Consider the following 24,764-nt stretch of genomic DNA (forward strand, 5'->3'; position numbering starts at 1 on the left):
GGAGTACTTTCTACTTTTCAGCGGTGTGCTTGGCAAGCACACCGCCAATCTCCACCAGTGCCGCTTGCGCGGCATCCTGTGGGGCGTGCAGTGCTAGGTAGTTGTCGCGGCCCAGGGCGAACCACGTGCCGGCTGTGGTGCCATGGGCCAAGGTGGTGTCCTCGAACCACGGAATCTCGTTGACTTGCTGCAGCTTGACCCCAGCACGATAGTTTTCGGGCTTGGCCACACCGCAACGGGCCACGATGTCTTCGCGGCCATCGGCGCTCCACACAAAGGTATTCTTCTCCGCAACCTCGCGGCGGTGGTAGCCTTCGGCCACCGAATCAGGCAGGGCCTTTTCTATATCGGCGCACCTTTGGTCATCGCCCGCCTTGAGCTCCTTGAGCGGAGCCTTATGAGCGGGGGCAGGCTTTTCTTTGAGTGCTGAGAGGGCGTCGTTAAGCTCGCCCGGCTCGGCGTCGGTGGGGGCAGTAACGGCGACGATAGGGAAGCGCTGCGCCGCATACCAGGTGGTTAGGTTGGATCCCGGCGTGGCATCGCGCACTTTGTACCACTTTTCTCCCTCTAGGTCTTGGGTCTGGGCATACTCGGTGTACTGGAAAGGCATGTCCACGCCGCAGCGCACGGTGACCTTATCCTCAGAGTTAGCTGCCCATGCAGCGACACCGGAGGGCACAGGCTCGGCAATGTCTGCGCGCGGCTTATCCATGACTTTATCCGGCAGGGAGTCGATAAAGCTATGGCAGGCTTGTGAATCTGCTTCCTTGGATTCCACGGGGGAGACCGCCACGGGTGCTTTGGCGATGTTATTGAATACGTACTTTGCGCCGAAGAGGACCGCCAGAACCATCACTATGGACAACCCAAGTGAAATGAAGATCGCGGTGCGGTTAAATTGGGATGTCATAAGGGCTCATAGTATCGAAAGGACGCTGGTGAACTTAACTCAGACTCTCGCAGAGGTGGGAGAACGCAACGCCATTCGGGAAATTACCTCTGTGGCCTCGAGCAGGCTCAACGGAGATGACGCGGCGGTATTGCCTAGCGCACCACCGAATTCCCGCACCGTGGCAGCCACGGATTTGATGGTGGAGGGGCGTCATTTCCTGCGCGAGTGGTCTACCCCGCGCGAGATTGGTAAGAAAGCTATCTTGCGCAACTTCGCCGATGTTGAAGCCATGGGGGCGCGACCCGTTGCTGCCCTTTTAGCCATCGCCGCGCCAGGTGATACCCCAGTGTCCTTTGTGCGGGGCATCGCTGAGGGCATTGCGGAGCATAGCTCTTTCTATAATGCCGAGTTGGTGGGCGGTGACCTCACGAAGTCTGATCTTTTGGTCATCAACATTTCGGCCGTGGGTTTCCTCGGCGGCAGCCTTCCTGCCCTGACCTTGGACGGTGCGCGGGCAGGCCAGCACGTGGTAGCGCATGGCAAGATTGGCCACTCGGCCGCCGGCTTGGCCTTGTTAGAGCGCTTCGGCCGACAGCTCCCCGCTGGGTACGAGCACCTCCAGCCGCTTATTGACGCCCATTGCGCACCCTGGCTCAATCCCGGCCGCGGTGTCATTGCCCGCGCCGCTGGGGTTACCGCCATGACGGATAACTCCGACGGCTTGATCCAAGACTGCACCACGATGTCTGAACACTCTTGCGTGCATATGGATTTGGATCCGCAGGCTTTGCAGCCAGAAGATTTGCTGTGCCAGGCCGCAGACCTTGTGGACCGTGACCCGTGGGAATGGGTGCTAAGCGGCGGTGAAGACCACACATTAATAGGCACGACCGCGAAAGACACCCCCTCCGGATTCCGGAAAATTGGCACCGTAACTCGGGGCTGCGGGGTTACGGTGGGAGGAAAGACACCGAACTATCAGAAAGGCTGGCGAAGCTTTTAAATATGCACCCCACCTATCACCCTTCATGGGAGCCGGTGCTGGCGCCGGTAATAGAAGAGCAATGGCCACGGATTTCTCACGCCCTTGAGGGCCAGGAATATCTGCCCCCAGCTGAGGATGTTTGTCGCGCGCTGCGCATGCCACTGGATGAGGTCCGTGTGCTCATCGTGGGCCAAGACCCGTATCCCACCCCAGGGCATGCCATGGGCATGGCCTTTTCTACTCGCCCCGGCGTGAAGCCCCCGCGTTCTTTGGTCAATATTTACCGTGAACTTCACGATGATGTGGGGATCAACGGCCGAGAGGACGGCGATTTGAGTGCTTGGGCTGACCAAGGCGTATTGCTACTTAACAGGGTGCTGACCGTAGCCCCAGGCCAAGCAGGCTCGCACCGTCGCATCGGATGGGAAGAAATCACCGAGGCTGCCATCCGCGCGCTCAACCGCAGCCCCATGGTGGCGATCCTCTGGGGCCGCGATGCGCAAGCGTGTGAGCGCTTTCTTCCCGACGTCCCGTGCATCAAGTCTCCACACCCCTCACCGCTTTCTGCCAGCCGTGGCTTTTTCGGTTCTAGGCCCTTTTCCCGGGCAAACGCCCTTTTGCGGGACCAAGGCGCGCAGGAAATAGACTGGCGCTTGTAAACTATTGCGCATGTCATATCCCAGCACGCTGGATTCCTGCGGTCTGCGCAATTGGGCTACCCGCGCCGTGGGGGAATTAACCCATCGCCGCGAGGAAATTAACGCCCTCAATGTGTTTCCCGTACCAGATTCGGATACTGGTTCAAATATGGCGCACACCATGGAAGCAGCGGTTGCGGAGCTCGACAATGGTGGCGATGTAGCTGATTCCCTCGCGCGTGGGGCGGTGCGTGGGGCACGCGGAAATTCGGGCATGGTACTGTCTCAGGTTCTGCGCGGCGTAGCGGAGTCCACAGTGGACTCAGTTATCGACGGCTCCGTTTTTGCCCGTTCTTTGCAGCAGGCCGTGGAGTTGGTAGACCGAGCCATCGCCGAGCCAGTGGAAGGCACGGTTATTACGGTTTTGCGTGCAGCAGCGGAAGCCGCCGACGACTCCGCGGCGCGTCCTGGCGCGACCTTGCACGGCATCGTCAGCGCCGCAATCTCGGCCGCTCGGACTGCTCTAGAGCGCACCCCATCGCAATTGCCAGCCTTGCAGGAGGCTGGAGTAGTGGATGCTGGCGGGGCCGGCCTCGTGATTCTCTTAGAGTCCCTTCTCGCGGAGATTGAAGGCACTACTGGGCATGCAGGACTACCCGCCCCAGAGGAGGTCACCGTGCTGGAAGTGGTCTTTTTCTATGAAGGAGATATCGACGCGCTGCAGGCGGCAATTGCACCGATGGGAGATAGCTTGGTCATCGTTCGCGCTACCGAGGACAGCGCTAATGTGCATATCCACTCTCCGCAGGCGGGCGCCGTCATTGAAATCGCCTTTGCTAAAGGAAAGGTGACCAATTTGCACCTTGAGGTGCTGCCGGCTCCCACCGAACCCGCCGCCGAAGAATCGGTTGCTCGCCGAGTATACGCAGCCGCGCCGGCCGGGCCTATTACCGATCTTTTGGAATCTGCGGGCGTTACCGTTGTGCCACCGGAGAAACCCATTGCGGCCGAAGATGAGGATATTGTCCTAGTTACGGGGCTGAGTTCGCAGACTGGTGCCGGGCGAGTAGTGCCTGCACAGTCGCTAGTTGCTGCCTTGGCCGCTATCTCTGTCAATGAACCTAATAACCCAGATACCGGTGCTGTGGTCGCTGCTATGCGCGATGCAGCCAATTCCATGCGCGTAGCTCATCCCAGCCAGGAAACCCTTGCGTCAATCAGCGCCACCTGTCGCGATCTCTTGGCAGAAGGCGGGGAGCAGGTCACCATCTTAAGTGCCCTTGACGTAGATGAGGAGGATTTGGGCCAACAGCTACATGTGGATGTGGTGGCGCTTAACGTTCCGGATATTGCAACCGAAATCGGAGTGGAGTAGCAATGCTCGGCTGGCAGGACAACCGACCGTTGACGGAGGTTCTTGCGGCGAAAGACGCCGCGAAGATTACCAAGGCGTTGGGGTATGAGACCTGCGGTGAGCTTTTGGCTCACTATCCGCGAGACTATATTCGCCACAACAAGGACGTTGGCCTAGGAGACGCTGCGGAGGGCGATATCGTCACCGTTACCGGGACTATTACCGGCTTCAACCGGCATGACAGGGGCAAGACCACCATCATCAATGTGCAGCTCGATGACAGCATTATGGCGACTTTTTTCAATGCCAATTACGTCATGCGCATGCTGCATCGCGGACAGCGCGTCATGATGAGCGGCAAGCTCAAATTCTTCCGCAACCAACCGCAGCTGCAACAGCCAGACTTTGTGGAAATCGATGCGTTCGGCCGTCCCGATGGTGAAGTGGATGGCTACCGCCAGCCGGCGGCCGAATCTGGAAAGAAGAATCGGCCCAAGGCCACCGGCTCATTGCGGAACCTCTCACAGTTTGGGAGGCTCGACCAGCTCCTTTTGGAACGAGAATGGATCCCGGTGTACCCAGCCACGTCCAAGGTGACCTCCTGGTACATCATGGGGGCTATTCACTACGTCCTATCAAAGACCCCGCCCATCGAAGAGCCACTGGATTATCAAATGATAATCAGCCTGGATAAAGCGGTGCGGGAAATTCACGAGCCTGGTAAGGCAGGGCCTTATCGTGCTATCCAAAGGCTTAAATATAACGAGGCTTTGTCAATTGGCTTGGTGATGGCATTGCGCCAGCGCGATGCGGAAGCTCGAACCGCTCCGACCATGCCGGCAACCTTAGGCGGCTTCCGCGAAGAACTGCTAAGCCATTTGCCTTTCGAGCTCACCCAAGGGCAGCGGCGTGTTATCAGTGAGATTGAAGATGACCTAGCCCGCCCATTGCCCATGATGCGTTTGCTGCAAGGCGAGGTCGGCTCGGGCAAAACCATGGTGGCTACCTGCGCTATGCTGCAGGCTGTTGACGCAGGCACCCAAGCGGCGTTGCTAGCGCCTACTGAGGTGCTGGCTTCCCAGCACGCTGCCTCCATCGGAACCGCAGTTCCTGAAGGCGTCACGGTGGTACTTCTCACCGGCTCGATGCGCACTGCGGATAAACGGCAGGCATTGCTGGATATCGTTTCCGGAGATGCAGACATCATTATTGGAACCCATGCCATCATCCAAGACACAGTGGAGTTCTTCAACCTTGGGCTAGTGGTAGTAGATGAGCAGCACCGGTTCGGCGTAGAGCAGCGCGATAGCCTGAGACTGAAGGCTAACGAGGGACTAAGTCCCCACGTACTGGTGATGACGGCTACGCCGATTCCTCGGACCATCGCGATGACCGTCTTCGGCGACCTTGCCGTATCGACCCTTACTGAGCTGCCTGGTGGCCGCAAACCTATTCAGTCAGCGGTGGTAGCTGAGTGGCGCCCTACCTGGGTATTGCGTGCCCTCGAGCGGATTCGCGAGGAAGTGGCACACGGCCACCAGGCTTATATCGTCTGCCCGCGCATTGAGGGAAAAGGCGGAGTGCTAGAGCTTGCGGAGCAGCTAGAAAACGGGCCGTTTAAGGGGCTGCGCATAGCAATTTTGCATGGAAAGATGCCTAATAAAGACGAGGTTATGACGTCATTTGCTAGGGGAGAGATCGATGTCTTGGTCTCTACCACGGTTATCGAGGTGGGTGTGGATGTTCCCAATGCCACGGTGATGCTCATCCGTGAGGCCGAGCATTTCGGCGTCTCCCAGTTGCACCAGCTGCGTGGGCGTGTGGGACGAGGCGGCAATGCCTCTATCTGTCTTCTGCACACTATGGCAGGCGATAACACTCCGTCCTTCCGCCGCATCAATCAGATTGCCCAAACCTCGTCCGGATTTGAGCTGGCCGAGCTCGACTTGCGTCAGCGCCAAGAGGGAGACATTTTGGGCACCATGCAGTCCGGAACACACCGTACGCTGCGGCTATTAAATCTGGCGGATGACCAAGACATTGTGGAACGCACCCATACGGATGCCCGCGCAATGGTGATGCGCAATCCCGAGTTGGCCGAGGAACTCACGCGCAACTTGAGTGAAAGCGAACAGGAATACTTGGAGAAGAACTAAGACAGGTTAACCTAGAAGCATGAACGTCCTTGCCCCCTTTGCAGGCATCTTCCGCTGCCAGGTGAATGGGGGAGGCACCGTTGGTATCGGCGTCGCGCCCGCGATCGTCGACGCCACGGAACTAGTTGCTTCCGTAGCGAGCCCAGGACTAAACAAGGCATACCGCATTGTGGTCGCTGGCTTGAGGGACGTGGTAGCCGGAGACCTTTTGATGGAGATTGGAGAAAAATAAATGACGCGCATTATTGCCGGCGAGGCCCGCGGCCGCACCATTAAGGTGCCTGCCGAAGGAACCCGGCCTACTGCAGACCGTGCCCGTGAAGGGCTTTTTTCATCCCTCGCGGCACGGTGGGGCTTTGCCGGTTCTTCGGTTCTCGACCTATTTGCTGGTTCCGGCGCACTCGGCCTTGAGGCAGCTAGCCGTGGAGCAGAAGAAATTGTACTAGTGGAATCTTCGGCGGATGCGGTGAAGATCATTCGGCATAACATGGGCGTCGTCAAGCACCCCGGCGTGCGCGTGCAAGAGATGAAGGTAGGCACCTACCTGGGAAGTGCCCCGCGGCGGCACTTCGATCTGGTGTTGGCGGACCCGCCCTATGCTTTTGATGAGGTAGATGAGCTCATCGCCGCTATTGAACCGGTGCTCTGCGATCACGCCATGGTAGTCATTGAGCGCCACGTTGATTCCGCGGCAACTGCGTGGCCTGCAGGTTTTGAGCCCACTGGTCAGAAACTGAAGAAGCGTACCTTTGGCATCGCGCGCATGGATATGGCGGTCTATACCCGCCCTGGCAGCGAGGAACCCGAAGACTAAACCCCTGAAGAAAAGGAAGCGACAAAAGCATGACTAAGGCCGTGTGCCCAGGATCATTCGACCCCGTGACCTTAGGTCACGTCGACATCATTAACCGCGCTAAGCAAATGTTTGATGAGGTCACCGTATTGGTAACCGGTAATCCTGACAAACCCTCCGGGCTCTTTAGCGTGGATGAGCGTATGGAACTAATTCGCCAGAGCGTGGATTCCTCCATCAAGGTGGACTACTGCTCTGGGCTTTTGGTGGACTACACCACTGAGCATGGGGTGGATGTTTTGGTGAAAGGGCTGCGCAGCTCCCTAGATTATGAATATGAGCTGCCTATGGCGCAGATGAATCGGCGCCTTTCCGGCATTGATACCGTCTTTCTGCTCACGGACGAAAAATACGGCTATATCAGTTCCTCACTGTGTAAGCAGGTGGCGAAGTTTGGCGGGGACGTGACCGGCATGTTTCCTGAAGCCGTAGGCCGTGCGGTAAAGGAGAAATACCGAAAGTGAGCCTAGCACTGGTCATTTTTCTCGTTGTGGTCGTAGGCTCGACCCTCCAGCGAGTATCTGGAATGGGCCTCGGTCTCATCGGCGGTCCTATTCTCATGCTGATTATGGGCCCGGTAGAAGGAATCTTGGTCATCAACGTTTTAGCCTGCATTAATGCGGTGCTGACCACTTATTCCGTGCGCGAGAATGTCAGCTGGAAGAAATTTGGACTCATAGCCCCGGTCATGGTGATTGGTTCCTTGGCCGCGGCGCTGCTCATTAGGCGCATGGATACAGCAGGTCTTATGGTCGTTGTGGGCCTTGCGCTTTTGGCCGCGCTGACGGTAGTGACCTTTGGCAAGAAGTTTGTCCCGGCAATGGAAGGCAAAGGCCCAGCTATTTCCGCGGGCATCCTCGGCGGCTTTACCAATACCTTGGCCGGTGTGGCAGGCCCAGTTATTACCGTCTACGCGCAAGCGGCAAAGTGGCCTCAGCAAGTGTACGCAGCTACGCTGCAACCCATTTTTGTCGTAGGCGGATTCTTTTCTGTCATGACAAAGACGCTTACGGGGGCGGCACACTTTGATGGTTTGCCCTGGGTAATGTGGCCCGCCGGAGTTATGGGAATGTTCGTCGGGATTTGGGCCGGCACCCGCATCGCGCAGCGTGTGCCCCGGGAGAAAGCCCGCGTGCTCTCGCTTAGTGTTGCCGGACTGGGCGCAGCGAGCGCATTGGTTCGCGGCCTGGTGAGCCTCGGTTAAACACCTCCACCATGAACAAGGCCCGTCGCCTCTGCAGAGACAGAAGCTGACGGGTCTTTGCACAGTCAATCATGTGCTATGGGCTTAGAGTAGATTGGCCAAAAAGTCCTTGGTACGTGGCTGTTGCGGATTATCCAGCACTTCAGCGGGGCTACCAGACTCGATGACCACGCCGCCGTCCATGAAGAAGACTTTATCTGCCACCTCGCGGGCAAAACCCATCTCATGGGTGACTACGAGCATGGTCATGCCCTCGGCCGCGAGATCCTTCATTACGTGTAGTACTTCGCCGACAAGCTCTGGGTCAAGGGCTGACGTGGGTTCGTCGAAAAGCATGAGCTTAGGATCCATGGCTACCGCACGAGCGATGGCAACGCGCTGCTGCTGGCCGCCGGAGAGCTGTACGGGGTAATTATTGGCCTTGGAGGCTAAGCCAACATCCTCGAGCAACTCCATGGCGCGGGCGCGGGCGGTTTCCTCTGGGATTTTCTTCACCTGCACCGGTGCCTCAATGATGTTTTCAATCACCGTCCGGTGGGGGAAGAGATTGAAGGATTGAAAGACCATGCCGATATCGGAGCGCTGCTCGGCGGCTTCCTTTTCGCTGATCTCATAGAGGGTGCCGTTTTTCTCGCGGTAGCCAATCAGCTCGCCGTCGACGTATAAGCGCCCGGCCGTTGCTTTGTCCAAGTGGTTAACGCAGCGCAGGAAGGTAGACTTGCCGGACCCCGAAGGTCCTAATAGGCAGGCCACCTCGCCGGCTTGGACCTCGAGGTTAATGCCTTTGAGGACTTCAAGCTGCCCGAAGGACTTGTGGACGTTCTGGGCAGAAATCATGGGAGTAGCCATTATTTTTGAGCCTCCGAAATCACGGATACGTTGCGGGGAATGGTTCCTTCAGCATCGGCAAGAGCAGCAAGCTGGCGGCCGGTGAGTTCGCGGGTTGCACCGCGCTCAAAGCGGCGCTCCAAGAAGTACTGACCCACCATAAGTAGGGAAGTAACCACGAGGTACCAAGAAGCCGCGACTAATAGTAGCGGGATGGGCTGGAAAAGGGCGGCGGAAATATCCGTGGTACGGCCGAAGATCTCCTCTGTATAAGGAATGGCCACCACGAGGGAAGAGGTCTTGAGCAAGGAAATAAACTCATTGCCCGTAGGCGGAATGATAATGCGCATGGCCTGCGGAAGGACGGTGCGGCGCATGGTCATCCACCACGACATGCCGAGTGCCTTGGAGGCCTCCTTTTGGCCCTCTGGAACGGAAGTGATGCCCGAGCGCACAATCTCAGCCATATAGGCCGCTTCATTAAGTCCTAGGCCCATCACCGCAAGGAAGAAGGCGTTGGTGAGGATGGTCTGCAAAGACACCTCGGTAAAGCCTAGGTTGATGGACTGGTAGATGGCAGAGAGCAGACCCCAAAACACCAGCTGGACATAAATCGGCGTGCCACGGAATACCCAGAGGAAAATCCAGGACACGGCGCGCAGCACCGGGTTAGGTGACATGCGCATGACCGCAAGCACGGCACCACCGATAACGCCGATGATCATCGACAAAATAGTGATGGCGATGGTGTGCAGGGAAGCGAGCGCGATGCGCTTATCAAAGAGGTACTGGAAATAGGTTCCCCAGCCAAAAGCCTCGTTGCGGGCGGAGGCAATGATGAACCACACTCCCAGCACGATGAGTAGACCAGCGAAGACCCAGCGCCATGGATGGCGCAGCGGGCGGGCCTCGATCTGCGCGGGTTCTTCTTTAGGCTTGGCCGTAGCCGGCGTCGCCGCATTCTCATTAACCATTGATCGGCCTTTCATTAATCATTGCCTGGTCTATTAATCCATCCTCGATGCCCCAGCGGGACAAAATTTCTGCATACTCGCCGGTTTCGATGAGGTGCTGCAGCGCTGCGGCCGATGCCTTGCCCAAATCGGAATCTTTAGGAACTGCGAAGCCATACGGCGAGGCTTGGAACATATCGCCTACCTGCTGCATTTTTCCCTCAGAGCGATTGACCGCCCACGCTGTGACCGGGGAGTCCGCAGACAGGGCATCCGCGCGCCCCATCAGGACGGCCAGCGCGGCGTTATCCCCGGTGTCATAAGACAAGACGGTGAGATCGCCATTACAAGCTTCTTGCTTAGGGCGAACATCATCGGTTTCGGAGACCGTTGTGCGCTGCACTGCGACTGTCAATCCGCAGGGGTTATCGGGGTCGACCTTCCTAGGCCCGTCCACGCGCTCGGCCCACTGGATACCGGCGTAGAGGTGGTCTACAAAGTCGAATTCATTCCGGCGGTCTGGGTTATCCGTAAAACCGGAGACACCCATATCGATCTGGCCCGATTGCACGGCCGGCAAGATCATGGAGAAGTCCTGCTCCAAGGGCTGGAAGTCGAGGCCCAAGACACCTGCTACAGCGCGGGCTAGGTCAAGCTCGACGCCTTGGAGGGCTCCGTGGGAATCCTTAAGCTGAAATGGCGCGTAGGGCGGGTTAGTGCCAGCGGTGAGGACGCCATCATTGTCGTCATACATGGCGGCAATCTCCGGTACTACAGAGGTGTGGGGTTCTTCCCAGCCCTCTGGAGTGGAATCTTCCTCGTTGGTGACGCAAGCGCTTAAACCCAAAGTTGGGATAAGGACCGCGGCAATTGTAGCGCGGCGAGAAAACGTGCGCGGCATTATTTCTGCGCCGTCCTTTCATCTATGGCGCGAGCTTTCTTCAGGTCAATGAAAATGAACGCGGAAACGATAAGAGCGCCGAGGATGAACATGCCGATGATAATGCCGCTGGAGGCATCCTGGTCAGCACCCCACGGCCACAGTGCACGCAAAGAACCGAGCATGAAACCTGCCATGGCCATCAGCGTAGGGGCTCGGTGATGATCCAGTAAGAAGTTCAAGACCTTGATAAACGCGGCGAGGCCGCACAAGGCACCCAGCGCAAAGACGGCTATGGTGCCAAGATCTCGATCCGATACAGCGCCGATGATGGGTTGGTACAGCCCCATGGTCAACAAGATGAGCGAGCCGGAAATGCCCGGCAGGATGAGTGCGCACACAGCAATGGCGGCGGCAAAGAAAACCACGATAAGGCTGGGATTCTCATGCGGCTCGGAAGTAAAGCCGGTGATAAAGAAGATGGCAATAGTGGCGATCACAAACGCAATGATGGAAGAAGGGCGCAACCGCTCCTGCTTGGACAGCATAGACAGTGGTACGAAAATAGACACGGCGACCATGCCCAAAAATAGTGCCCCGGACGCGGATACGTGATTTTCCACGAAGTTAGATAGCACGGTGGACATTGCGAAGACTGCGATAAACATGCCGACTGCTACGGAGACAAGGAAGCTCCACTCGACTCTCTTGAAGCGACCAGAGATGAGGTCATTGGCATTGTGGACTGCGCGTTCATAAATACCCACGATGAGCGCCACGGTGCCACCGGAGATTCCGGGCACAAGTTCGGCCATGCCGATGAGGGCACCGCGGATAGCGTTCAAAATGTATTGCATAAATTTAAAATCTACCTGGGAGAGGGCTGGAGTGGCGGGCGACTGGCCTAGGCGGGCGGGGAGAAAGTGCTTCCCGGTGGTGGCCATGTGGACCGCTGTTAATAGTGATGCATATCTTTCATTGAAAGGCGATTGGTTATCCGTCACGGAAAGGGACGTGATTTCTCTGACCGTAGAGGTGAAACAATCATTGAGGCGAATCCTCGTTCATGAATATTCTGTCAGAATAATACACTTCAGTGCAACTATGCAGTTTGGGGCATGGTAGGCGCGGCCTCCCGCAGTCAGGGCTGTTCTATATGGAAGAAACTATAAGTTTCCCATTATTCAGTCTGGTGTTTACGTAGGTGTCAACTAACTGAAAGATTGACTGCCTACTATTTCCTGCGTATTCCCGTCTTTCTCCCGTGCAAACATTCCTTTTCAGTGACCAAGGACTCTCTATGAAGAATCGTTTTGTCCTGCCCGCGGTGACTGTCACCGCGGTGGTGGGAAACCTCATTTTTGTGCCGGCAGCAAGTGCTGCGGAGGGGGCGTCGCCAAGCGAAGGCTCTCGTTTTAGCATCGGTGTACTGCCGGATACCCAGTTCTATTCGCGCTATTCCACCCCAGAGACCGGCAACCTGGCCCAAGCTCGCTACGGCAGCGAACCCTACTTGGCGCAAACCCAATGGTTAGTGGACCATCAAGACGAGTTGAACATGGACTTCGTCACCCACCTGGGTGATGTTGTAGACCAGTGGAACGTGGAGGGCGAATGGCAGGTGGCTGATAAGGCCATGCAGGTCCTCGACGATTCGGACTTGAACTATTCGATCCTGCCAGGCAACCACGATATGGACGTGGAAGGTGCGGAAGCCCACCCGTATGACAAGTGGTTTAGCGCCGACCGCGCTAAGGCCGCCAACCCGGAGACTTTTCAAGAGCGCTACACCGCGGTCAATAATGATTCCGAGGCACATATCTTTGAAGCTGAAGGCCAGAAATATCTCAATCTAGCCCTGGGCTGGCGCGCTGATGAGAAGGCTATTGCCTGGGCGCAAGGCATCATTGATAAGCATCCAGACCTTCCGGTCATTGTGACCACTCATGAGGCGCTCAATATCGATGGTGAAGGAAACGTCTTCTATTCCGATGACTATGGCAAGGGATTGTGGGATAAGTTCATCAAAAGCAATGACCAGATCTTTCTTGTGATGGGCGGCCACCACCACGGCGCCGGGTACCGCGTAGACAAGAACGATGCCGGACATGACGTCGTTTCCATCTTGCAGGACTATCAGATGGCCTACCAGGGTGGCAATGGCTTATTGGGCGTGCTCGAGTTTGACCTTACGGGCAAGCAGCTGGAGATGACCGCGCTTTCGCCGTGGGTGGCGCAAAAGCCGCATGAGGGGCTCACGCAGTTCGATAAGCTCACCTTGGATGATAAGGGCGATAGCTATAGCATTCCGTTCGATTTTGAACAGCGTTTTTCCTCTTTCGCGCCGGAATTCACCGTGGGTGAGGGGCACCAGCCGGACCTAGCGCAACGCGCCCGCGACATCGCCGCTGAGGGCTATAGGCCCTACACCATTGCGGAGGACGAGCTTCCTAAGGGTGCGGACGATTTTGCCACAAACGACCACACGGTATTCCACTGGCGCCCGGGCGAAGCGCGGGACAAGGATGGGCATGCGCTTGTCGATGGCGCGGTTGCCGGCCGTGGCACCACCATCCCCGATATTGCCAGCGATTCTGGCAGCGACCTGCATCGCGCTGGCGCCATGCTCGGAGACAGGGTGACCTATAGCACCGACCATCACCCGTTGTCCTCTGATGCCGGCTCCCTCTTCTGGTCTGACCCTGCCGGCAAAGTTGGCAATGCCGAGTTCCGTACCGATAAGGGCGCGGCTGCCAATAGCGTCGATACCACCAAGGGATATACCTTCGAATCCTTTGTCAAGATTCCGGAGGATTTCAACGGCGCACAGCATGGTTGGGGAAGTGCGCTCAGCCGTGACTCTGCCATCAATAAACTGGTAGACGGCTCCGAGGACACGGACCCAACCGTCATGTTCGGTATCTCTAACCTCCGCGAGCTGCGCTGGTGGGCGGAGCCGAAGCAGGGAAGCGGCTCTACCGTGTGGTCCCACGAGGTTCCCAAAGACGAGTGGATGCATATCGCCGTGGTCAATGATCCCGAACGCGATAGCGTCGAAATGTTCATCAACGGCGCGCCCATCCTGCGCAATGCCGTAGGCGCCGAGGGGCTCCTCCCGCGCGACCTGCAGTGGGTCATGGGTGGTGGCTTTGACAACCAGCGCCCACAAGACCCGTGGTATGGCTGGATCGGCGAGACCCGCCTGACTCAGGGCGTCCTGGGCAAGGACCAGTGGCTTACCGCCCGTGCACACAACGATGGCAAGCCGGCCGCTACCGCGCAACCTGCCACGGATGGCTCCGCGTTGAGCTCTAGTACGAGTTCGAAGCCTGCCATCTTAGGAGCAATCCTTGGCATCGCAGGGGTGGCTGGCCTCATTGGACTAGCACTGCCGCAACTGAAGGCTTCCATCCCGCAGATTAACGCGCTCCTGCGTAAGTATCACCTCCCGACTCTGCCCGAGTTGGGCTAAAGCACTGGGTAGAGGGATTTTGCAGTATCAGGCTTTAAAGCTTTAGCTGCACCAAAGCGCTTAGGTTCTTCGCCATAAGGGGAGAGAACCTAAGCGCGTTTTGGTTTTAATCTTCGCCCTGCTTGGAGAGATAATCCACCTTCCACCAAAACCAAGCGGAGGCTCCACCCAACACGACGGGTATCCAGGCTAGGGAAGGGGATTGCACGGCCATCATTGCCAACAATGTAATAAGCGTCAAAGCAGTGAAAACTATCGCTTTAATTCTTTCCATTCGCAATCGGTTCATGAAATCTCCTCAATGTGGAAGGTATGCCAAATTTACAAAGCCCAAAATAGGAGTCGCTTGTCAGAGTGTCAATGATAGTTTACGGTATGTAACGTGAAATGTGCTTAAATTTTGGAATCGATGTCCTAGATTGTTTCGCTGGCGGCTGAAAGGCGCCTCGAGCACAAGGCGGCGAGATGTGAGGTTTGGGAAATGTCTAGTGATCAAACACAGAAGTCCGGGGACAACCTAGGGGATAAGGTCGAAGGAATGTTCCTGGCGGTTGTTGCGTTCGTTCTCATGCTTTCCGTACTTGGCTTAGTTCTGTGCATAGTTCGGTTCGACGATTATGTCGACGCTTTTGTCGTTATTCACCGCAGTTCATTCGACGGAATCGAGGATGCACGCGTGAGGCGGTGGATAATGGGTGTACTTCTACTGATTCGCTCCCTAGCAGCCCTTTCGTGGGTTACATCCTTTTTCCACCTTAAAAAGACGTTAGCTAAGGCGACTAGAAAGAGATTTCTGTTAATGGGGGTGTACTCCATCGCCTCTGCCTGCGGCTTTGGCTATCTCGCGTTGAGGGCGGAGCTGGCGAGCTTGGAAGCCATACGGGTCACACAGGCTAGTATTTGCGGCTTTTTGACGGCCTATCTATGCTTCCAGAGCTTGAAATCCTGGCAAGCTTCTACCCGTTCAACTACACGTCGGTAGGAGGGGCGAACATGAAAAAGACCCCGCATTCCGATTTACCGTACATGCGAGGTCTTTTCTATCTGTGCCCCTGGTGAGACTCGAACTCACACTGGACGGGTTTTGAATCCGTTGCCTCTGCCAATTGGGCTACAGGGGCGCACAGTGCCAAGGCTTGCTGCCTTTGACTGTGAAAATAGTAGCGCAGGGACTAGGGGAATTCCTAATTGGGTAGGGGAAGCGGGGGAATGCCCACGTCATCCAATAAATGTGCACCGGGGTGTTCGTATGTCGGCTCGCTTCTCTAGGATGGGGCAGGTGACTACTAAACAGCCTCGAATTCTGCTCATTGACGGCCACTCTATGGCCTTTCGTGCCTTCTACGCCCTGCCGGTGGATAACTTTTCTACCTCGGGCGGCCAGCACACCAATGCCGTATATGGCTTTTTATCGATGCTTTCCAATATCGTGGCGGAGGAGAAGCCCGATGCCATCGCGGTGGCATTCGATGTAGGGCGAAAGACCTTCCGCACCGAAATGTTCCCGGACTACAAGGCGCAGCGTGAAGCCGCGCCGGAGGAATTTAAGGGCCAAGTTGACATCATCCGCGAGGTGCTCGAGGTGCTGGGGATTACCACCCTCTCCCGCGAGAACTTCGAGGCCGACGACATCCTCGCCACGCTGGCGACCGAGGCGCAGGCTTATGAGACCCTCATCGTCACCGGTGACCGCGATTACCTGCAATTGGTAAACGATTCCACGACGGTGCTCTATCCCATGAAGGGCGTATCCACTCTCCACCGTTTTACGCCCGCCGCGGTGGAAGAGAAGTATGGTCTCACACCTGCGCAGTACCCAGATTTTGCTGCATTGCGCGGTGATCCGTCCGATAATTTGCCGGGCATTCCCAAGGTGGGCGAGAAGACGGCGACTAAGTGGATTGTTAAATACGGAGACTTGGCATCACTGGTTGAGCACGCCGAAGAAATCAAGGGCGTGGTGGGCAATAACTTCCGCGAGCGCATCGATCAGGTGCAGATGAATCGCAAGCTCACCCAAATGATCACGGATATGGACCTAGAGGTTGGCCCTGACGATCTGGCTTTCAAGGAGGCGAAGGTTGCGGACGTTGCTGCTAAATTCGATGACCTCGAGTTTGGCACCAACCTGCGCGATCGCGTCCTGGCCGCCATTCCCAATGACGGCGCTGAGGCAGCGGAGCAGACCGAGGAGGTCCAAGAGCTAGAGACAGTCATCGATGATGAGCCATTGTCCCAGTGGCTGCCTGGTCGAGAGCATGTTGCGGTCTATGTCCAAGGCGAGGGAAACCCTGGACAGGGTGATGCATCGGCGATTGCCTTCGTAGACCAGGAACGCCACGGCCTGCAAGTGGAGCTGGGCGACCTTTCTGTCGAGGACGATAAGGCCCTAGCGCAGTGGTTGGCCTCCGATGCGCCGAAGTATTTCCACGAGGCCAAGGCCGCGTTCCATATGCTCGCCGGCCGCGGCATTGAGCTGGCGGGTATTGCCCATGACACGGCCATTGCCGCCTACTTGCTGCGCCCTGGTCAGCGCACTTACGCGCTTGCCGACGTCTACCAGCGCCACCTCCAAAAGACCCTCGGCGCCGCCACGGAGCAGCTTTCCTTGCTGGATGATTCCACCTTGGTAGATCAAGCCGCAGCCATTATGGAATTGGCGGAAAGGTTGACCGCGGAGCTGCAGGAGATTGATTCTTTCGAACTTTATACCGACTTGGAGCTGCCACTTGTGACCATCTTGGCGCGCATGGAAGCTACCGGCATTGCTGTTGACGTAGACATTCTCGAAACACAAAAGGATGCCTTCGTAGAGCAGGTCGCCGAACAAGAACGTGCCGCCCGCGAGCTTGCCGGTGACGATAAGCTCAACCTCAACTCACCCAAGCAGCTACAAACCGTACTCTTTGAGACTTTTGATCTGCCCAAGACCAAGAAGACAAAGACCGGCTTTTCCACCGCGGCCAAGGAGATTGAACAACTCGCGGTTAAGAATCCCCACCCGTTCTTAGACCACCTTTTGGCTCACCGTGAGTACCAAAAGATGAAAACCACCCTCGAAGGTCTAATCAAGACCGTGCAGCCGGATGGACGAATCCACACCACGTTTAATCAGACGGTGACGTCGACTGGCCGCTTGTCCTCGACGGAGCCAAATCTGCAGAATATTCCGGTGCGGACCGAGGCTGGGCGACAGATTCGCTCCGCGTTTGTCGTAGGCGAGGGCTACGAAGAACTCATGACCGCGGACTATTCGCAGATTGAGATGCGTGTGATGGCGCACCTCTCGGCAGATCCCGGGCTTATCGAGGCCTATAAGGACGGCGAAGACCTGCATAACTACGTCGGCTCCCGAGTCTTCGACGTCCCCGTCGACCAAGTCACGCCGGAGCTGCGCCGCCGCGTTAAGGCCATGTCTTATGGTTTGGTCTATGGCCTGTCCGCATTCGGCCTATCCCAGCAATTGGGCATCCCGGCTGGGGAAGCGAAGTCCATCATGGAAAGCTACTTCGAGCGTTTTGGCGGGGTAAAGAAATACCTCGATGAAGTTGTGGTCCAGGCACGTAAGGATGGGTATACAGCCACCCTCTTCGGCCGCCGCCGCTACTTGCCAGAGCTCAACTCCGATAACCGCCTAGCGCGCGAGAACGCAGAGCGAGCCGCATTAAATGCACCGATTCAAGGTACCGCGGCAGACATTATCAAGGTGGCAATGATTCGCGTGGACCGCGCATTGCAGGGCATGAAGTCCCGCGTGCTGCTACAGGTCCACGATGAATTGGTAGTCGAGGTCGCCCATGGCGAGGCTGACCAGGTCCGTGAAATTCTCGAACGAGAAATGGACTCCGCCATCGAGCTCAACGTCCCGTTGGAGGTCTCGGCTGGTGCAGGCAAGGATTGGGATGCCGCAGCCCACTAGCGCGGCTTCTTTCTCTCGCCGGGAAAAGGCGCGCCTTAGGCTCGCCTCGCAAGGCCTAAGCGTTCAGCGGTGGGAGAGTGCGGAGGAAGTGATCCGGGCTTTCGGCGTTATGCAAGGCCAGGACCTGCACTCTGTGCGCCGATCGCTGGCCTTGCGGGCACAAGACCACTCAGATGCCGGAAATATTGTGCGTGGGTATCCCATGCGCCATACGCTTTTTACGGCCTCTATCAAGGACATAGGCTGGATAACTGAACTCTGTGCTAAACGGCGCAAGGGCGACGCAGAGTTAGTGGCAAAGGTAGACAAGCTCATTGATCGTCCGCTTTCCCGTGTCGAGCTTAAGGAGCGGGCTGCCGCAGCGTTGCCCGAGGTGCCCTTCTGGCATGTTGTGCGTGTAGCAATGGAAAGCGGACACGCCGTCTACTCCGGAGTCGAACAACTCATCACACCGGTTGAGTTGCCGGGATTAGACGAAGCCTTCAATGGAGACCAGGTCGCAGCTACCGCTGACCTAATGGTCCGATATTTCCGCACTCACGGCCCAGCGACGCTGCGGGACTTTGCGTGGTGGACAAAGCTACCGCAAAGACTAATTAGGCCAGCAGCTGACAGCCTTCCGCCGGACATCGAGCGGTGTGGAGAAGAGTCCCAGGACTTTGTCTCGAAAGTTGTAATGGATATGGCCGAGGCGCGAAGAAAGCGTTCGGTGCTCTTATTGGGAGCTTTCGACGAGTACATCCTGGGATACCGAGATCGGTCATTTGCAATGACTTCAGAAGTTCACGAGATACTTGCCCCTGGAAACCGTGGTGTATTTCGCCGCGCTGTTGTGGTGGACGGCCAAGTTCGTGGGACGTGGAATAAACAAGCTATCGAGGATCTGGGTATACCCGGCTACGCAGAGCGGAAGGTTCAGAAACTTTGGCGGAATGCGCGTTAAGTTTTTTAGATAGCCTGTTCATTGTAGAAAAGTTATGGATATACGGTTCTTAGAACACCGATAGACATTCAGACAGAAAGGAAAAGCGCACAGTGACTCCGGAAGAGAAAATAAATAAATGGAATCTCCGCTCTTTTGAAAGCCTGTGGGCAATTCAAGTGAATCTTCCTGCAGCCGATATTAATGAACTCGGGCTAGCCCAATTCCTTGAAGAATATAAGGTTTCTGCAATTTCGTACCCGGTTTTAGCCGGGTGTTACTTTTTGATGGCCATGATCATGGCGCGCGTGGCGCCAAACCCTAAGGTCAGGCGATTGACGGCCGTTGGGGTGATGGTCGTATCCACGGCGCTTGCGTTTCTCTTTCCGTCCGGGTGGATGTTTGCTGCGTTGGTTATTTTCGCACTTGCTTATTACCTCTGGCCACGAAAAGAAGGCGTGTCTATCTGAGGCCGGCGCTCCACTAGGCAATTGGCGAGCATGTCGAAAGGGGTTTGACCAAAAGCGAGCATGCTTATGCTGAGAACTGCTAAAAGTAGCGGCATTACTCCGGGCCAGCCTGTCAGCGTCAGCATTGTGAGCAATAGCCAGGAATTTCGCAGGCAAGCGGTGAAGAATCCTGGGTGGGTGGCAATGATTTCTAGCTGGAGGGACCACTTACCTAGCGAGGTGGATTTCGTAGCTTCCATCCATACTCGATAGACGTAAAAGACCACGGCGGCGGCAATGGCATTATAGAGTTCTAAGGTCTCTCCAGTAAGCGGATGGTCGGCTGCCGCATTCACTACCCACCGCACCACCATGACGATGGCAGCGGCTAGGAAACTGTCAATCCACCAGGCAATGCCACGTCGTATCAATAAGCCAATCCGGTCCAAAACCATGCTCATAGGTTAGCGGGAATTGCGGCAGACGAAAATAATCGTGCCGGGAAAGATTTCGCCGCGCTCCGGAGACCATTGGCCCCAGGTGATCCTAAGGTCTTGCGGCCACTCGGGTTCAATGATGTCCTCGATAAGGAACGGGCCTTTGCCCTGCAAGGCCTGGAACCAGTCGGCGATGGTGCGATGGAACTCAGCATACGTGAGGTTGCCATCGCGGTCTTGCTCCAGATAGGCGCGGTCGAAGTAACTAATATCAGCCGTTAAATCGGCAGGATCATCGGGGAAGATCCAGCGCATGGGATGGGTGACTGAGAGGACAAAACTACCGCCTGGTTTAAGGACCCGGGAGACCTCCTGTAGAGCTAAGTCGAGATTAGCGAGGAAGGGAAAAGCGCCGAACGCAGAGAAAGCAGCGTCGAAGGATTCTGTGGCATAGGGGAGCGACAGCGCATCGGCTTGCGTCAAAGGAAGTGCACCAGCAGCGTGGTTGAGCATGCCGCGAGAGATATCGAAGCCAGTGGCAAAGCGGGAACGCGTTTGGAGCCACTCGGTGCACGGTGCGGACCCGCAGCCAATTTCCAGGACGGAAGAATCCGAGACGTCGCCAAGCAAGTGCACTTGGTCCTCATGGAGCATCTCTGGGCACCAATAGAAGGAAGAAAGGTAGTCGGGGTGCTCGGCATGGTAGGTAGCGGCGTCGCCATCCCAGTAGGCCTGATTTGCTTGTGATGGGGAAATCACAGTGGGGGAAGAACTCCTTGGAGAAAAAGTTGCGTCTTGTATTTGCCCTTTAAGCTGGACAGATGTAGGGTTGAACGGGCGTGTCTATGCCACGGGTTGTTCTAAGCCGTTGTAGGAAGGCTTTAAGCAATCACGAGGCGGGATCGAATACTTTTCTTTTGCTGCTTTGGGCAGCTTAGCAAGCTTTTTTCGAGAGACGCGCAGTTGTCCAATTTCGATTTCCTACATTTATTCGGAGCATTTCTTAATATGCCATCTTCTAACACCCCGCAGGTTGCGATCAACGATATCGGAACCGCAGAGGACTTCCTCGCAGCTGTAGATGCCACCATCAAGTACTTCAACGATGGTGACATTGTCGAGGGTACCGTCGTCAAGGTTGACCACGACGAGGTACTGCTGGACATTGGATACAAGACCGAAGGCGTTATCCCTTCTCGCGAGCTGTCCATCAAGCACGACGTCAACCCAGATGAGGTTGTCGAGGTCGGCGATGAGGTTGACGCACTTGTTCTCACCAAGGAGGACAAGGAAGGTCGCTTGATCCTGTCCAAGAAGCGTGCGCAGTACGAGCGCGCTTGGGGCGCCATCGAGGAGCTGCAGGCCAAGGAAGAGCCTGTCACCGGTACCGTTATCGAGGTTGTCAAGGGCGGCCTCATTCTGGACATCGGCCTGCGTGGCTTCCTGCCTGCATCTCTGGTTGAGATGCGTCGCGTCCGCGACCTGGAGCCGTACATCGGCCAGGAGCTGGAAGCAAAGATCATCGAGCTGGACAAGCAGCGCAACAACGTTGTCCTGTCCCGCCGTGCATACCTGGAGCAGACCCAGTCCGAGGTTCGTTCCGAGTTCCTGCACCAGCTGCAGAAGGGTCAGGTCCGCAAGGGCGTTGTTTCTTCCATCGTCAACTTCGGTGCCTTCGTCGATCTCGGCGGAGTCGACGGCCTGGTTCACGTTTCCGAGCTGTCCTGGAAGCACATCGATCACCCATCTGAGGTTGTCACCGTTGGTGACGAGGTAACCGTTGAGGTTCTCGACGTTGATCTGGATCGTGAGCGCGTTTCCCTGTCCCTGAAGGCTACCCAGGAAGATCCGTGGCGCGTATTCGCCCGCACCCACGCTGTGGGCCAGATCGTTCCGGGCAAGGTCACCAAGCTCGTTCCATTCGGCGCCTTTGTTCGCGTCGAGGAGGGCATCGAGGGTCTGGTTCACATTTCCGAGCTGGCTCAGCGCCACGTTGAGGTTCCGGACCAGGTTGTCACCGTTGGCCAGGAAGTCATGGTCAAGGTCATCGACATCGATCTCGAGCGTCGTCGTATCTCCCTGTCTGTTAAGCAGGCAGACGAGGACTACACCGAAGAGTTCGATCCGTCCAAGTACGGCATGGCTGACTCCTATGATGAGCAGGGCAACTATGTCTTCCCTGAGGGCTTCGACCCTGAGACCAACGAGTGGAAGGAAGGCTTCGACGAGCAGCGTCAGGCTTGGGAGGCACGTTACGCAGAGTCCGAGCGTCGCTTCAACCTGCACACTGCTCAGATCGAGCGCAACCGCGCCGCAGCCGCTGAGGCTGCTGAGTCTGCAGAGTCCTCCAACTACTCCTCTGATTCCTCTGATGCAGCTCCGGCATCCGAGACTCAGGCAGAGGTTGGCGGCTCCCTGGCTTCCGACGAGCAGCTCGCCGCACTGCGCGACAAGCTCGCTGGCAACTAAAGCTTCCGCTTAGTTCCCTGCTGAGTTTAGAGCTAAGCTTCAAGGCCGCGTTCACTTCGTCATATAGACGGGGTGGGCGCGGCTTTTGTGATCTTTGAGACAGGCCCTGCAAACGTTTGCTGAGCCATTTGAGGTTTTTAAGTGGCTGACCAGCGCAGTTAAGAAGGGGGAGGCAAAAATCTCCTGGCAAGCCCACAAAACGGGCTTTTGTTCATGTGGGAATCCTCTTATACTCAACTATGACGTTATAGCCAGTGCTGCACTGGTTATAAGTGGTATTTGAACTGAGGAGTAAGAAGTGGCATCTACCAAGGACACTTCCGCCCACATCGTTGAAAGTATCGGCGGCGCTGACAATATTACGTCGCTGACGCACTGTGCGACGCGCTTGCGTTTCCAACTTGCTGATGCGGGGAAAGTTGATAAAGGAAAGCTCGACAGCGACCCAGCGGTGCTAGGCACCGTGCCACAAGGCGCCCACGGCTACCAAGTAGTCATGGGTGGCGGCGTTGCTGACTACTACAACGAAATCATCAAGCAGCCCGGTGTACACGCTTCCGGTGAGAAAACGGCGTCCTCCAAGAAGGAGTACGACGGCGTTCGTGGCAAGTACGACTGGGTAGATTACTGCTTCGAGTTTCTTTCTGATACCTTCCGCCCAGTTCTCTGGGCACTGTTGGGCGCCTCGCTCATCATCATGCTGCTGATCTTGGCGGACACCTTTGGTATTCAGGACTTCCGTGCGCCGCTGGATGAGCAGCCGGAAGGCTTCCGTTTGGCTCACGCCATGTTCCAGTCGGTCTTTTACTTCCTCCCGGTAATGGTGGGTGCGACCGCGGCTCAGAAGCTGGGTGCGAACATGTGGGTCTCCGCCGCTATCCCAGCGGCACTTCTTACCCCGGAGTTTTTGTCCCTGGGCGAAGCAGGAGATACCGCTAATGTCTTTGGCCTGCCGTTGGTTATTAACTCCTATGGCTCCCAGGTATTTCCCCCGATTCTGGCTGCAATCGGCCTGTACTGGGTGGAAAAGGGACTGAAGAAGATTATCCCAAGTGCGGTACAAATGGTTTTCGTACCATTTTTCTCCCTGCTAATTATGATTCCGGCAACGGCCTTCCTCCTTGGCCCGTTCGGCATTGGCGTGGGCAACGGCATTTCCTGGGTCCTTTATCAAATCAATGATTTCTCTCCATTCATCTTGGCTATAGTTGTTCCGCTGCTTTACCCGTTCCTCGTTCCCATGGGCTTGCACTGGCCGCTGAACGTCATCATGATCCAGAACATCGCCACCTACGGCTACGACTTCATTCAAGGACCGATGGGCGCATGGAACTTCGCCTGTTTCGGCGTCGTCGGCGCGGTCATGGTCATCTCCTTCAAGGAGAAGAACAATGCTATGCGCCAGGTTTCCATCGGTGCGTTTGCAGCGGGCATCCTAGGTGGCGTGTCGGAACCTTCCCTGTACGGCATCTTGTTGCGCTTCCGCCGCAGCTACTATCGGTTGCTGCCAGGTTGTGCCTTGGGTGGCGCAATCATCGGTCTTTTCGACGTCCGTGCAGAAGCCTTCGTCTTTACCTCGGCGTTGACCACCAGTGCCATGACCCCGCATTTGGGCTATGTCCTTGGTATTACGACTGCATTCCTTACTTCTTTCTTGCTCACCTTGTTCTTCGGCTACCGCACGGCAGAAGAAAAGCAAGCTGACTTGGAGCGCATTGCGCGCGAACAAGGCGAGACTGTTGACGATGCAGCTGCTCGCGCAGAGATGAAGTTCCTTAAGGGCAATGGTACAGACTCCGCGATCGAGGGCGGCGCCGTTCCCGCCAGCTCCGCAGGCGCTGCTGCTGCCGGCGTGGCCACTAAGCAGGCTGGGAAAGATGCTATTGCGCTGGAATCTCCCCTCGAGGGCGAGGCGGTCGCTCTATCGGAAGTTCCGGATCCCATTTTCGCCGCGGCAAAGCTGGGCCCGGGTATGGCGGTCCAGCCGGCGGGCAATGCGGTCTTTGCGCCTGCCGACGGCAAGGTGCTCACCGTTCAAAAGTCTGGCCATGCGGTAGGACTGAGCTTGGACAACGGCGTACAGCTACTCATTCACGTAGGTCTCGACACCGTGGAGCTGGGAGGCGAAGGTTTTGAAGTCCATGTGGAAAAGAAGCAACGCGTTTCCGCAGGCGATAAATTGTTTTCCTTTGACCCGGAATTTATCCGCTCCAAAGGCTATAACCTGATTACCCCTGTGGTAGTTACTAACGCCACCAAGTTTGGAACTGTCACCGGCGAGCCTGGCCAGGTTTCCTCGAGCGATGTGTTGCTGCACCTTTCTCCAAAGGCGGAGGACGCAGAGTAAAAGAGA

General features: G+C 56.5%; 22 protein-coding genes and 1 tRNA gene. 14 read left to right on the top strand and 9 right to left on the bottom strand.

Going from position 1 to position 24,764, the window contains the following annotated elements; translation table 11 throughout:
• Positions 1–10 precede the first annotated feature (10 nt).
• Positions 11–910 carry a DUF3515 domain-containing protein gene (locus tag WMP97_RS05850; RefSeq protein ID WP_023021675.1) on the bottom strand — a complete coding sequence of 300 codons (900 nt, stop codon included), beginning with the start codon at positions 908–910 and terminating at the stop codon, positions 11–13.
• Here WMP97_RS05850 and WMP97_RS05855 point away from each other — a divergent pair.
• From WMP97_RS05855 to WMP97_RS05890, 8 genes are read left to right on the top strand one after another with little or no spacing between them, the layout of a single operon-like run.
• Positions 858–1,895 (top strand): thiamine-phosphate kinase, encoded by a 1,038-nt coding sequence (locus WMP97_RS05855; protein WP_340440023.1) that lies wholly within the window; start codon positions 858–860, stop codon positions 1,893–1,895. The two genes, WMP97_RS05850 and WMP97_RS05855, sit on opposite strands and share 53 nt — an antisense overlap.
• Before the next feature lie 2 nt (positions 1,896–1,897).
• Positions 1,898–2,536, top strand: a complete 639-nt coding sequence (locus WMP97_RS05860) for a uracil-DNA glycosylase (RefSeq protein WP_023021673.1) — start codon at positions 1,898–1,900, stop codon at positions 2,534–2,536.
• A gap of 10 nt (positions 2,537–2,546) precedes the next feature.
• A complete protein-coding gene (locus tag WMP97_RS05865) occupies positions 2,547–3,890 on the top strand; it encodes a DAK2 domain-containing protein (RefSeq protein WP_340440024.1) in 1,344 nt (447 codons plus the stop codon).
• 2 nt (positions 3,891–3,892) lie between these two features.
• Positions 3,893–6,025 (top strand): ATP-dependent DNA helicase RecG, encoded by a 2,133-nt coding sequence (locus tag WMP97_RS05870; protein ID WP_248098850.1) that lies wholly within the window; start codon positions 3,893–3,895, stop codon positions 6,023–6,025.
• A 19-nt stretch (positions 6,026–6,044) separates the two neighbouring features.
• On the top strand, positions 6,045–6,257 hold the full coding sequence (locus WMP97_RS05875; RefSeq protein ID WP_340440025.1) for an acetyl-CoA carboxylase biotin carboxyl carrier protein subunit: 213 nt from the start codon (positions 6,045–6,047) through the stop codon (positions 6,255–6,257).
• A complete protein-coding gene (gene rsmD, locus WMP97_RS05880; protein WP_340440026.1) occupies positions 6,258–6,839 on the top strand; it encodes a 16S rRNA (guanine(966)-N(2))-methyltransferase RsmD in 582 nt (193 codons plus the stop codon).
• 29 nt (positions 6,840–6,868) lie between these two features.
• Positions 6,869–7,342 carry a pantetheine-phosphate adenylyltransferase gene (gene coaD, locus WMP97_RS05885; protein WP_023021668.1) on the top strand — a complete coding sequence of 158 codons (474 nt, stop codon included), beginning with the start codon at positions 6,869–6,871 and terminating at the stop codon, positions 7,340–7,342.
• A complete protein-coding gene (locus WMP97_RS05890) occupies positions 7,339–8,082 on the top strand; it encodes a sulfite exporter TauE/SafE family protein (RefSeq protein ID WP_023021667.1) in 744 nt (247 codons plus the stop codon). Before coaD ends, WMP97_RS05890 begins: the two co-directional genes overlap by 4 nt.
• Positions 8,083–8,166: 84 nt before the next feature.
• On the opposite strand, the gene WMP97_RS05895 is transcribed toward WMP97_RS05890, so the two are convergent.
• The 4 genes from WMP97_RS05895 to WMP97_RS05910 are packed head-to-tail and all read right to left on the bottom strand — an operon-like array spanning position 8,167 to position 11,600.
• The gene (locus WMP97_RS05895) at positions 8,167–8,931 is read right to left on the bottom strand and encodes an amino acid ABC transporter ATP-binding protein (protein ID WP_275436463.1); all 765 of its coding nucleotides are present in this window, start codon (positions 8,929–8,931) and stop codon (positions 8,167–8,169) included.
• The gene (locus WMP97_RS05900) at positions 8,931–9,884 is read right to left on the bottom strand and encodes an amino acid ABC transporter permease (RefSeq protein ID WP_023021665.1); all 954 of its coding nucleotides are present in this window, start codon (positions 9,882–9,884) and stop codon (positions 8,931–8,933) included. The genes WMP97_RS05895 and WMP97_RS05900 overlap by 1 nt, the downstream gene beginning before the upstream one ends.
• Positions 9,877–10,764: an ABC transporter substrate-binding protein gene (locus tag WMP97_RS05905; protein ID WP_023021664.1), complete on the bottom strand. Its 888-nt coding sequence runs from the start codon at positions 10,762–10,764 to the stop codon at positions 9,877–9,879. Before WMP97_RS05905 ends, WMP97_RS05900 begins: the two co-directional genes overlap by 8 nt.
• A complete protein-coding gene (locus WMP97_RS05910; protein WP_248098845.1) occupies positions 10,764–11,600 on the bottom strand; it encodes a DUF368 domain-containing protein in 837 nt (278 codons plus the stop codon). The genes WMP97_RS05905 and WMP97_RS05910 overlap by 1 nt, the downstream gene beginning before the upstream one ends.
• A 443-nt stretch (positions 11,601–12,043) precedes the next feature.
• On the opposite strand from WMP97_RS05910, the gene WMP97_RS05915 reads away from it, so the two are divergent.
• Positions 12,044–14,215, top strand: a complete 2,172-nt coding sequence (locus WMP97_RS05915) for a LamG-like jellyroll fold domain-containing protein (RefSeq protein ID WP_340440027.1) — start codon at positions 12,044–12,046, stop codon at positions 14,213–14,215.
• 106 nt (positions 14,216–14,321) lie between these two features.
• On the opposite strand, the gene WMP97_RS05920 is transcribed toward WMP97_RS05915, so the two are convergent.
• Positions 14,322–14,504: a hypothetical protein gene (locus WMP97_RS05920; protein ID WP_239208474.1), complete on the bottom strand. Its 183-nt coding sequence runs from the start codon at positions 14,502–14,504 to the stop codon at positions 14,322–14,324.
• 758 nt (positions 14,505–15,262) lie between these two features.
• A tRNA-Leu gene (locus WMP97_RS05925) sits at positions 15,263–15,336 on the bottom strand.
• A gap of 149 nt (positions 15,337–15,485) precedes the next feature.
• Between WMP97_RS05925 and polA the strand changes: the two genes are divergently transcribed.
• From polA to WMP97_RS05940, 3 genes are all read left to right on the top strand, one after another.
• Positions 15,486–18,134, top strand: a complete 2,649-nt coding sequence (gene polA, locus WMP97_RS05930; protein ID WP_340440045.1) for a DNA polymerase I — start codon at positions 15,486–15,488, stop codon at positions 18,132–18,134.
• Positions 18,118–19,077, top strand: a complete 960-nt coding sequence (locus tag WMP97_RS05935) for a DNA glycosylase AlkZ-like family protein (RefSeq protein WP_340440028.1) — start codon at positions 18,118–18,120, stop codon at positions 19,075–19,077. Before polA ends, WMP97_RS05935 begins: the two co-directional genes overlap by 17 nt.
• 92 nt (positions 19,078–19,169) lie before the next feature.
• Positions 19,170–19,526: a hypothetical protein gene (locus WMP97_RS05940; protein WP_248100361.1), complete on the top strand. Its 357-nt coding sequence runs from the start codon at positions 19,170–19,172 to the stop codon at positions 19,524–19,526.
• Here the strand turns inward: WMP97_RS05940 and WMP97_RS05945 are convergent.
• Complete coding sequence (locus tag WMP97_RS05945) at positions 19,490–19,960, bottom strand: RDD family protein (RefSeq protein WP_340440029.1); 471 nt, start codon at positions 19,958–19,960, stop codon at positions 19,490–19,492. The genes WMP97_RS05940 and WMP97_RS05945 overlap by 37 nt on opposite strands.
• 9 nt (positions 19,961–19,969) lie before the next feature.
• Positions 19,970–20,701, bottom strand: a complete 732-nt coding sequence (locus tag WMP97_RS05950) for a class I SAM-dependent DNA methyltransferase (RefSeq protein WP_340440030.1) — start codon at positions 20,699–20,701, stop codon at positions 19,970–19,972.
• Positions 20,702–20,950: 249 nt separating this feature from the next.
• Here WMP97_RS05950 and rpsA point away from each other — a divergent pair, with 249 nt between their 5' ends.
• Together rpsA and WMP97_RS05960 are read left to right on the top strand one after the other, a co-directional pair.
• Entirely contained in the window at positions 20,951–22,411 is a 1,461-nt protein-coding gene (gene rpsA, locus WMP97_RS05955; RefSeq protein ID WP_023021654.1) for a 30S ribosomal protein S1, read from the top strand.
• Between the two features lie 298 nt (positions 22,412–22,709).
• On the top strand, positions 22,710–24,758 hold the full coding sequence (locus tag WMP97_RS05960; RefSeq protein WP_340440031.1) for a glucose PTS transporter subunit IIA: 2,049 nt from the start codon (positions 22,710–22,712) through the stop codon (positions 24,756–24,758).
• Positions 24,759–24,764: the final 6 nt, after the last annotated feature.

Source organism: Corynebacterium sp. KPL4072 (assembly GCF_037908395.1).
Lineage (GTDB): Bacteria > Actinomycetota > Actinomycetes > Mycobacteriales > Mycobacteriaceae > Corynebacterium > Corynebacterium kefirresidentii.

What these genes read in the sequence shown, in the direction of transcription:
- WMP97_RS05850 (WP_023021675.1), bottom strand. Translation starts at nt 910, where the DNA reads ATGACATCCCAATTTAACCGCACCGCGATCTTCATTTCACTTGGGTTG.
- WMP97_RS05855 (WP_340440023.1), top strand. Translation starts at nt 858, where the DNA reads ATGGACAACCCAAGTGAAATGAAGATCGCGGTGCGGTTAAATTGGGAT.
- WMP97_RS05910 (WP_248098845.1), bottom strand. Translation starts at nt 11,600, where the DNA reads ATGCAATACATTTTGAACGCTATCCGCGGTGCCCTCATCGGCATGGCC.
- WMP97_RS05895 (WP_275436463.1), bottom strand. Translation starts at nt 8,931, where the DNA reads ATGGCTACTCCCATGATTTCTGCCCAGAACGTCCACAAGTCCTTCGGG.
- WMP97_RS05900 (WP_023021665.1), bottom strand. Translation starts at nt 9,884, where the DNA reads ATGGTTAATGAGAATGCGGCGACGCCGGCTACGGCCAAGCCTAAAGAA.
- WMP97_RS05870 (WP_248098850.1), top strand. Translation starts at nt 3,893, where the DNA reads ATGCTCGGCTGGCAGGACAACCGACCGTTGACGGAGGTTCTTGCGGCG.
- WMP97_RS05920 (WP_239208474.1), bottom strand. Translation starts at nt 14,504, where the DNA reads ATGAACCGATTGCGAATGGAAAGAATTAAAGCGATAGTTTTCACTGCT.
- WMP97_RS05935 (WP_340440028.1), top strand. Translation starts at nt 18,118, where the DNA reads ATGCCGCAGCCCACTAGCGCGGCTTCTTTCTCTCGCCGGGAAAAGGCG.
- WMP97_RS05860 (WP_023021673.1), top strand. Translation starts at nt 1,898, where the DNA reads ATGCACCCCACCTATCACCCTTCATGGGAGCCGGTGCTGGCGCCGGTA.
- WMP97_RS05945 (WP_340440029.1), bottom strand. Translation starts at nt 19,960, where the DNA reads ATGGTTTTGGACCGGATTGGCTTATTGATACGACGTGGCATTGCCTGG.
- polA (WP_340440045.1), top strand. Translation starts at nt 15,486, where the DNA reads ATGGGGCAGGTGACTACTAAACAGCCTCGAATTCTGCTCATTGACGGC.
- WMP97_RS05915 (WP_340440027.1), top strand. Translation starts at nt 12,044, where the DNA reads ATGAAGAATCGTTTTGTCCTGCCCGCGGTGACTGTCACCGCGGTGGTG.
- rpsA (WP_023021654.1), top strand. Translation starts at nt 20,951, where the DNA reads ATGCCATCTTCTAACACCCCGCAGGTTGCGATCAACGATATCGGAACC.
- WMP97_RS05865 (WP_340440024.1), top strand. Translation starts at nt 2,547, where the DNA reads ATGTCATATCCCAGCACGCTGGATTCCTGCGGTCTGCGCAATTGGGCT.
- WMP97_RS05905 (WP_023021664.1), bottom strand. Translation starts at nt 10,764, where the DNA reads ATGCCGCGCACGTTTTCTCGCCGCGCTACAATTGCCGCGGTCCTTATC.
- rsmD (WP_340440026.1), top strand. Translation starts at nt 6,258, where the DNA reads ATGACGCGCATTATTGCCGGCGAGGCCCGCGGCCGCACCATTAAGGTG.
- coaD (WP_023021668.1), top strand. Translation starts at nt 6,869, where the DNA reads ATGACTAAGGCCGTGTGCCCAGGATCATTCGACCCCGTGACCTTAGGT.
- WMP97_RS05875 (WP_340440025.1), top strand. Translation starts at nt 6,045, where the DNA reads ATGAACGTCCTTGCCCCCTTTGCAGGCATCTTCCGCTGCCAGGTGAAT.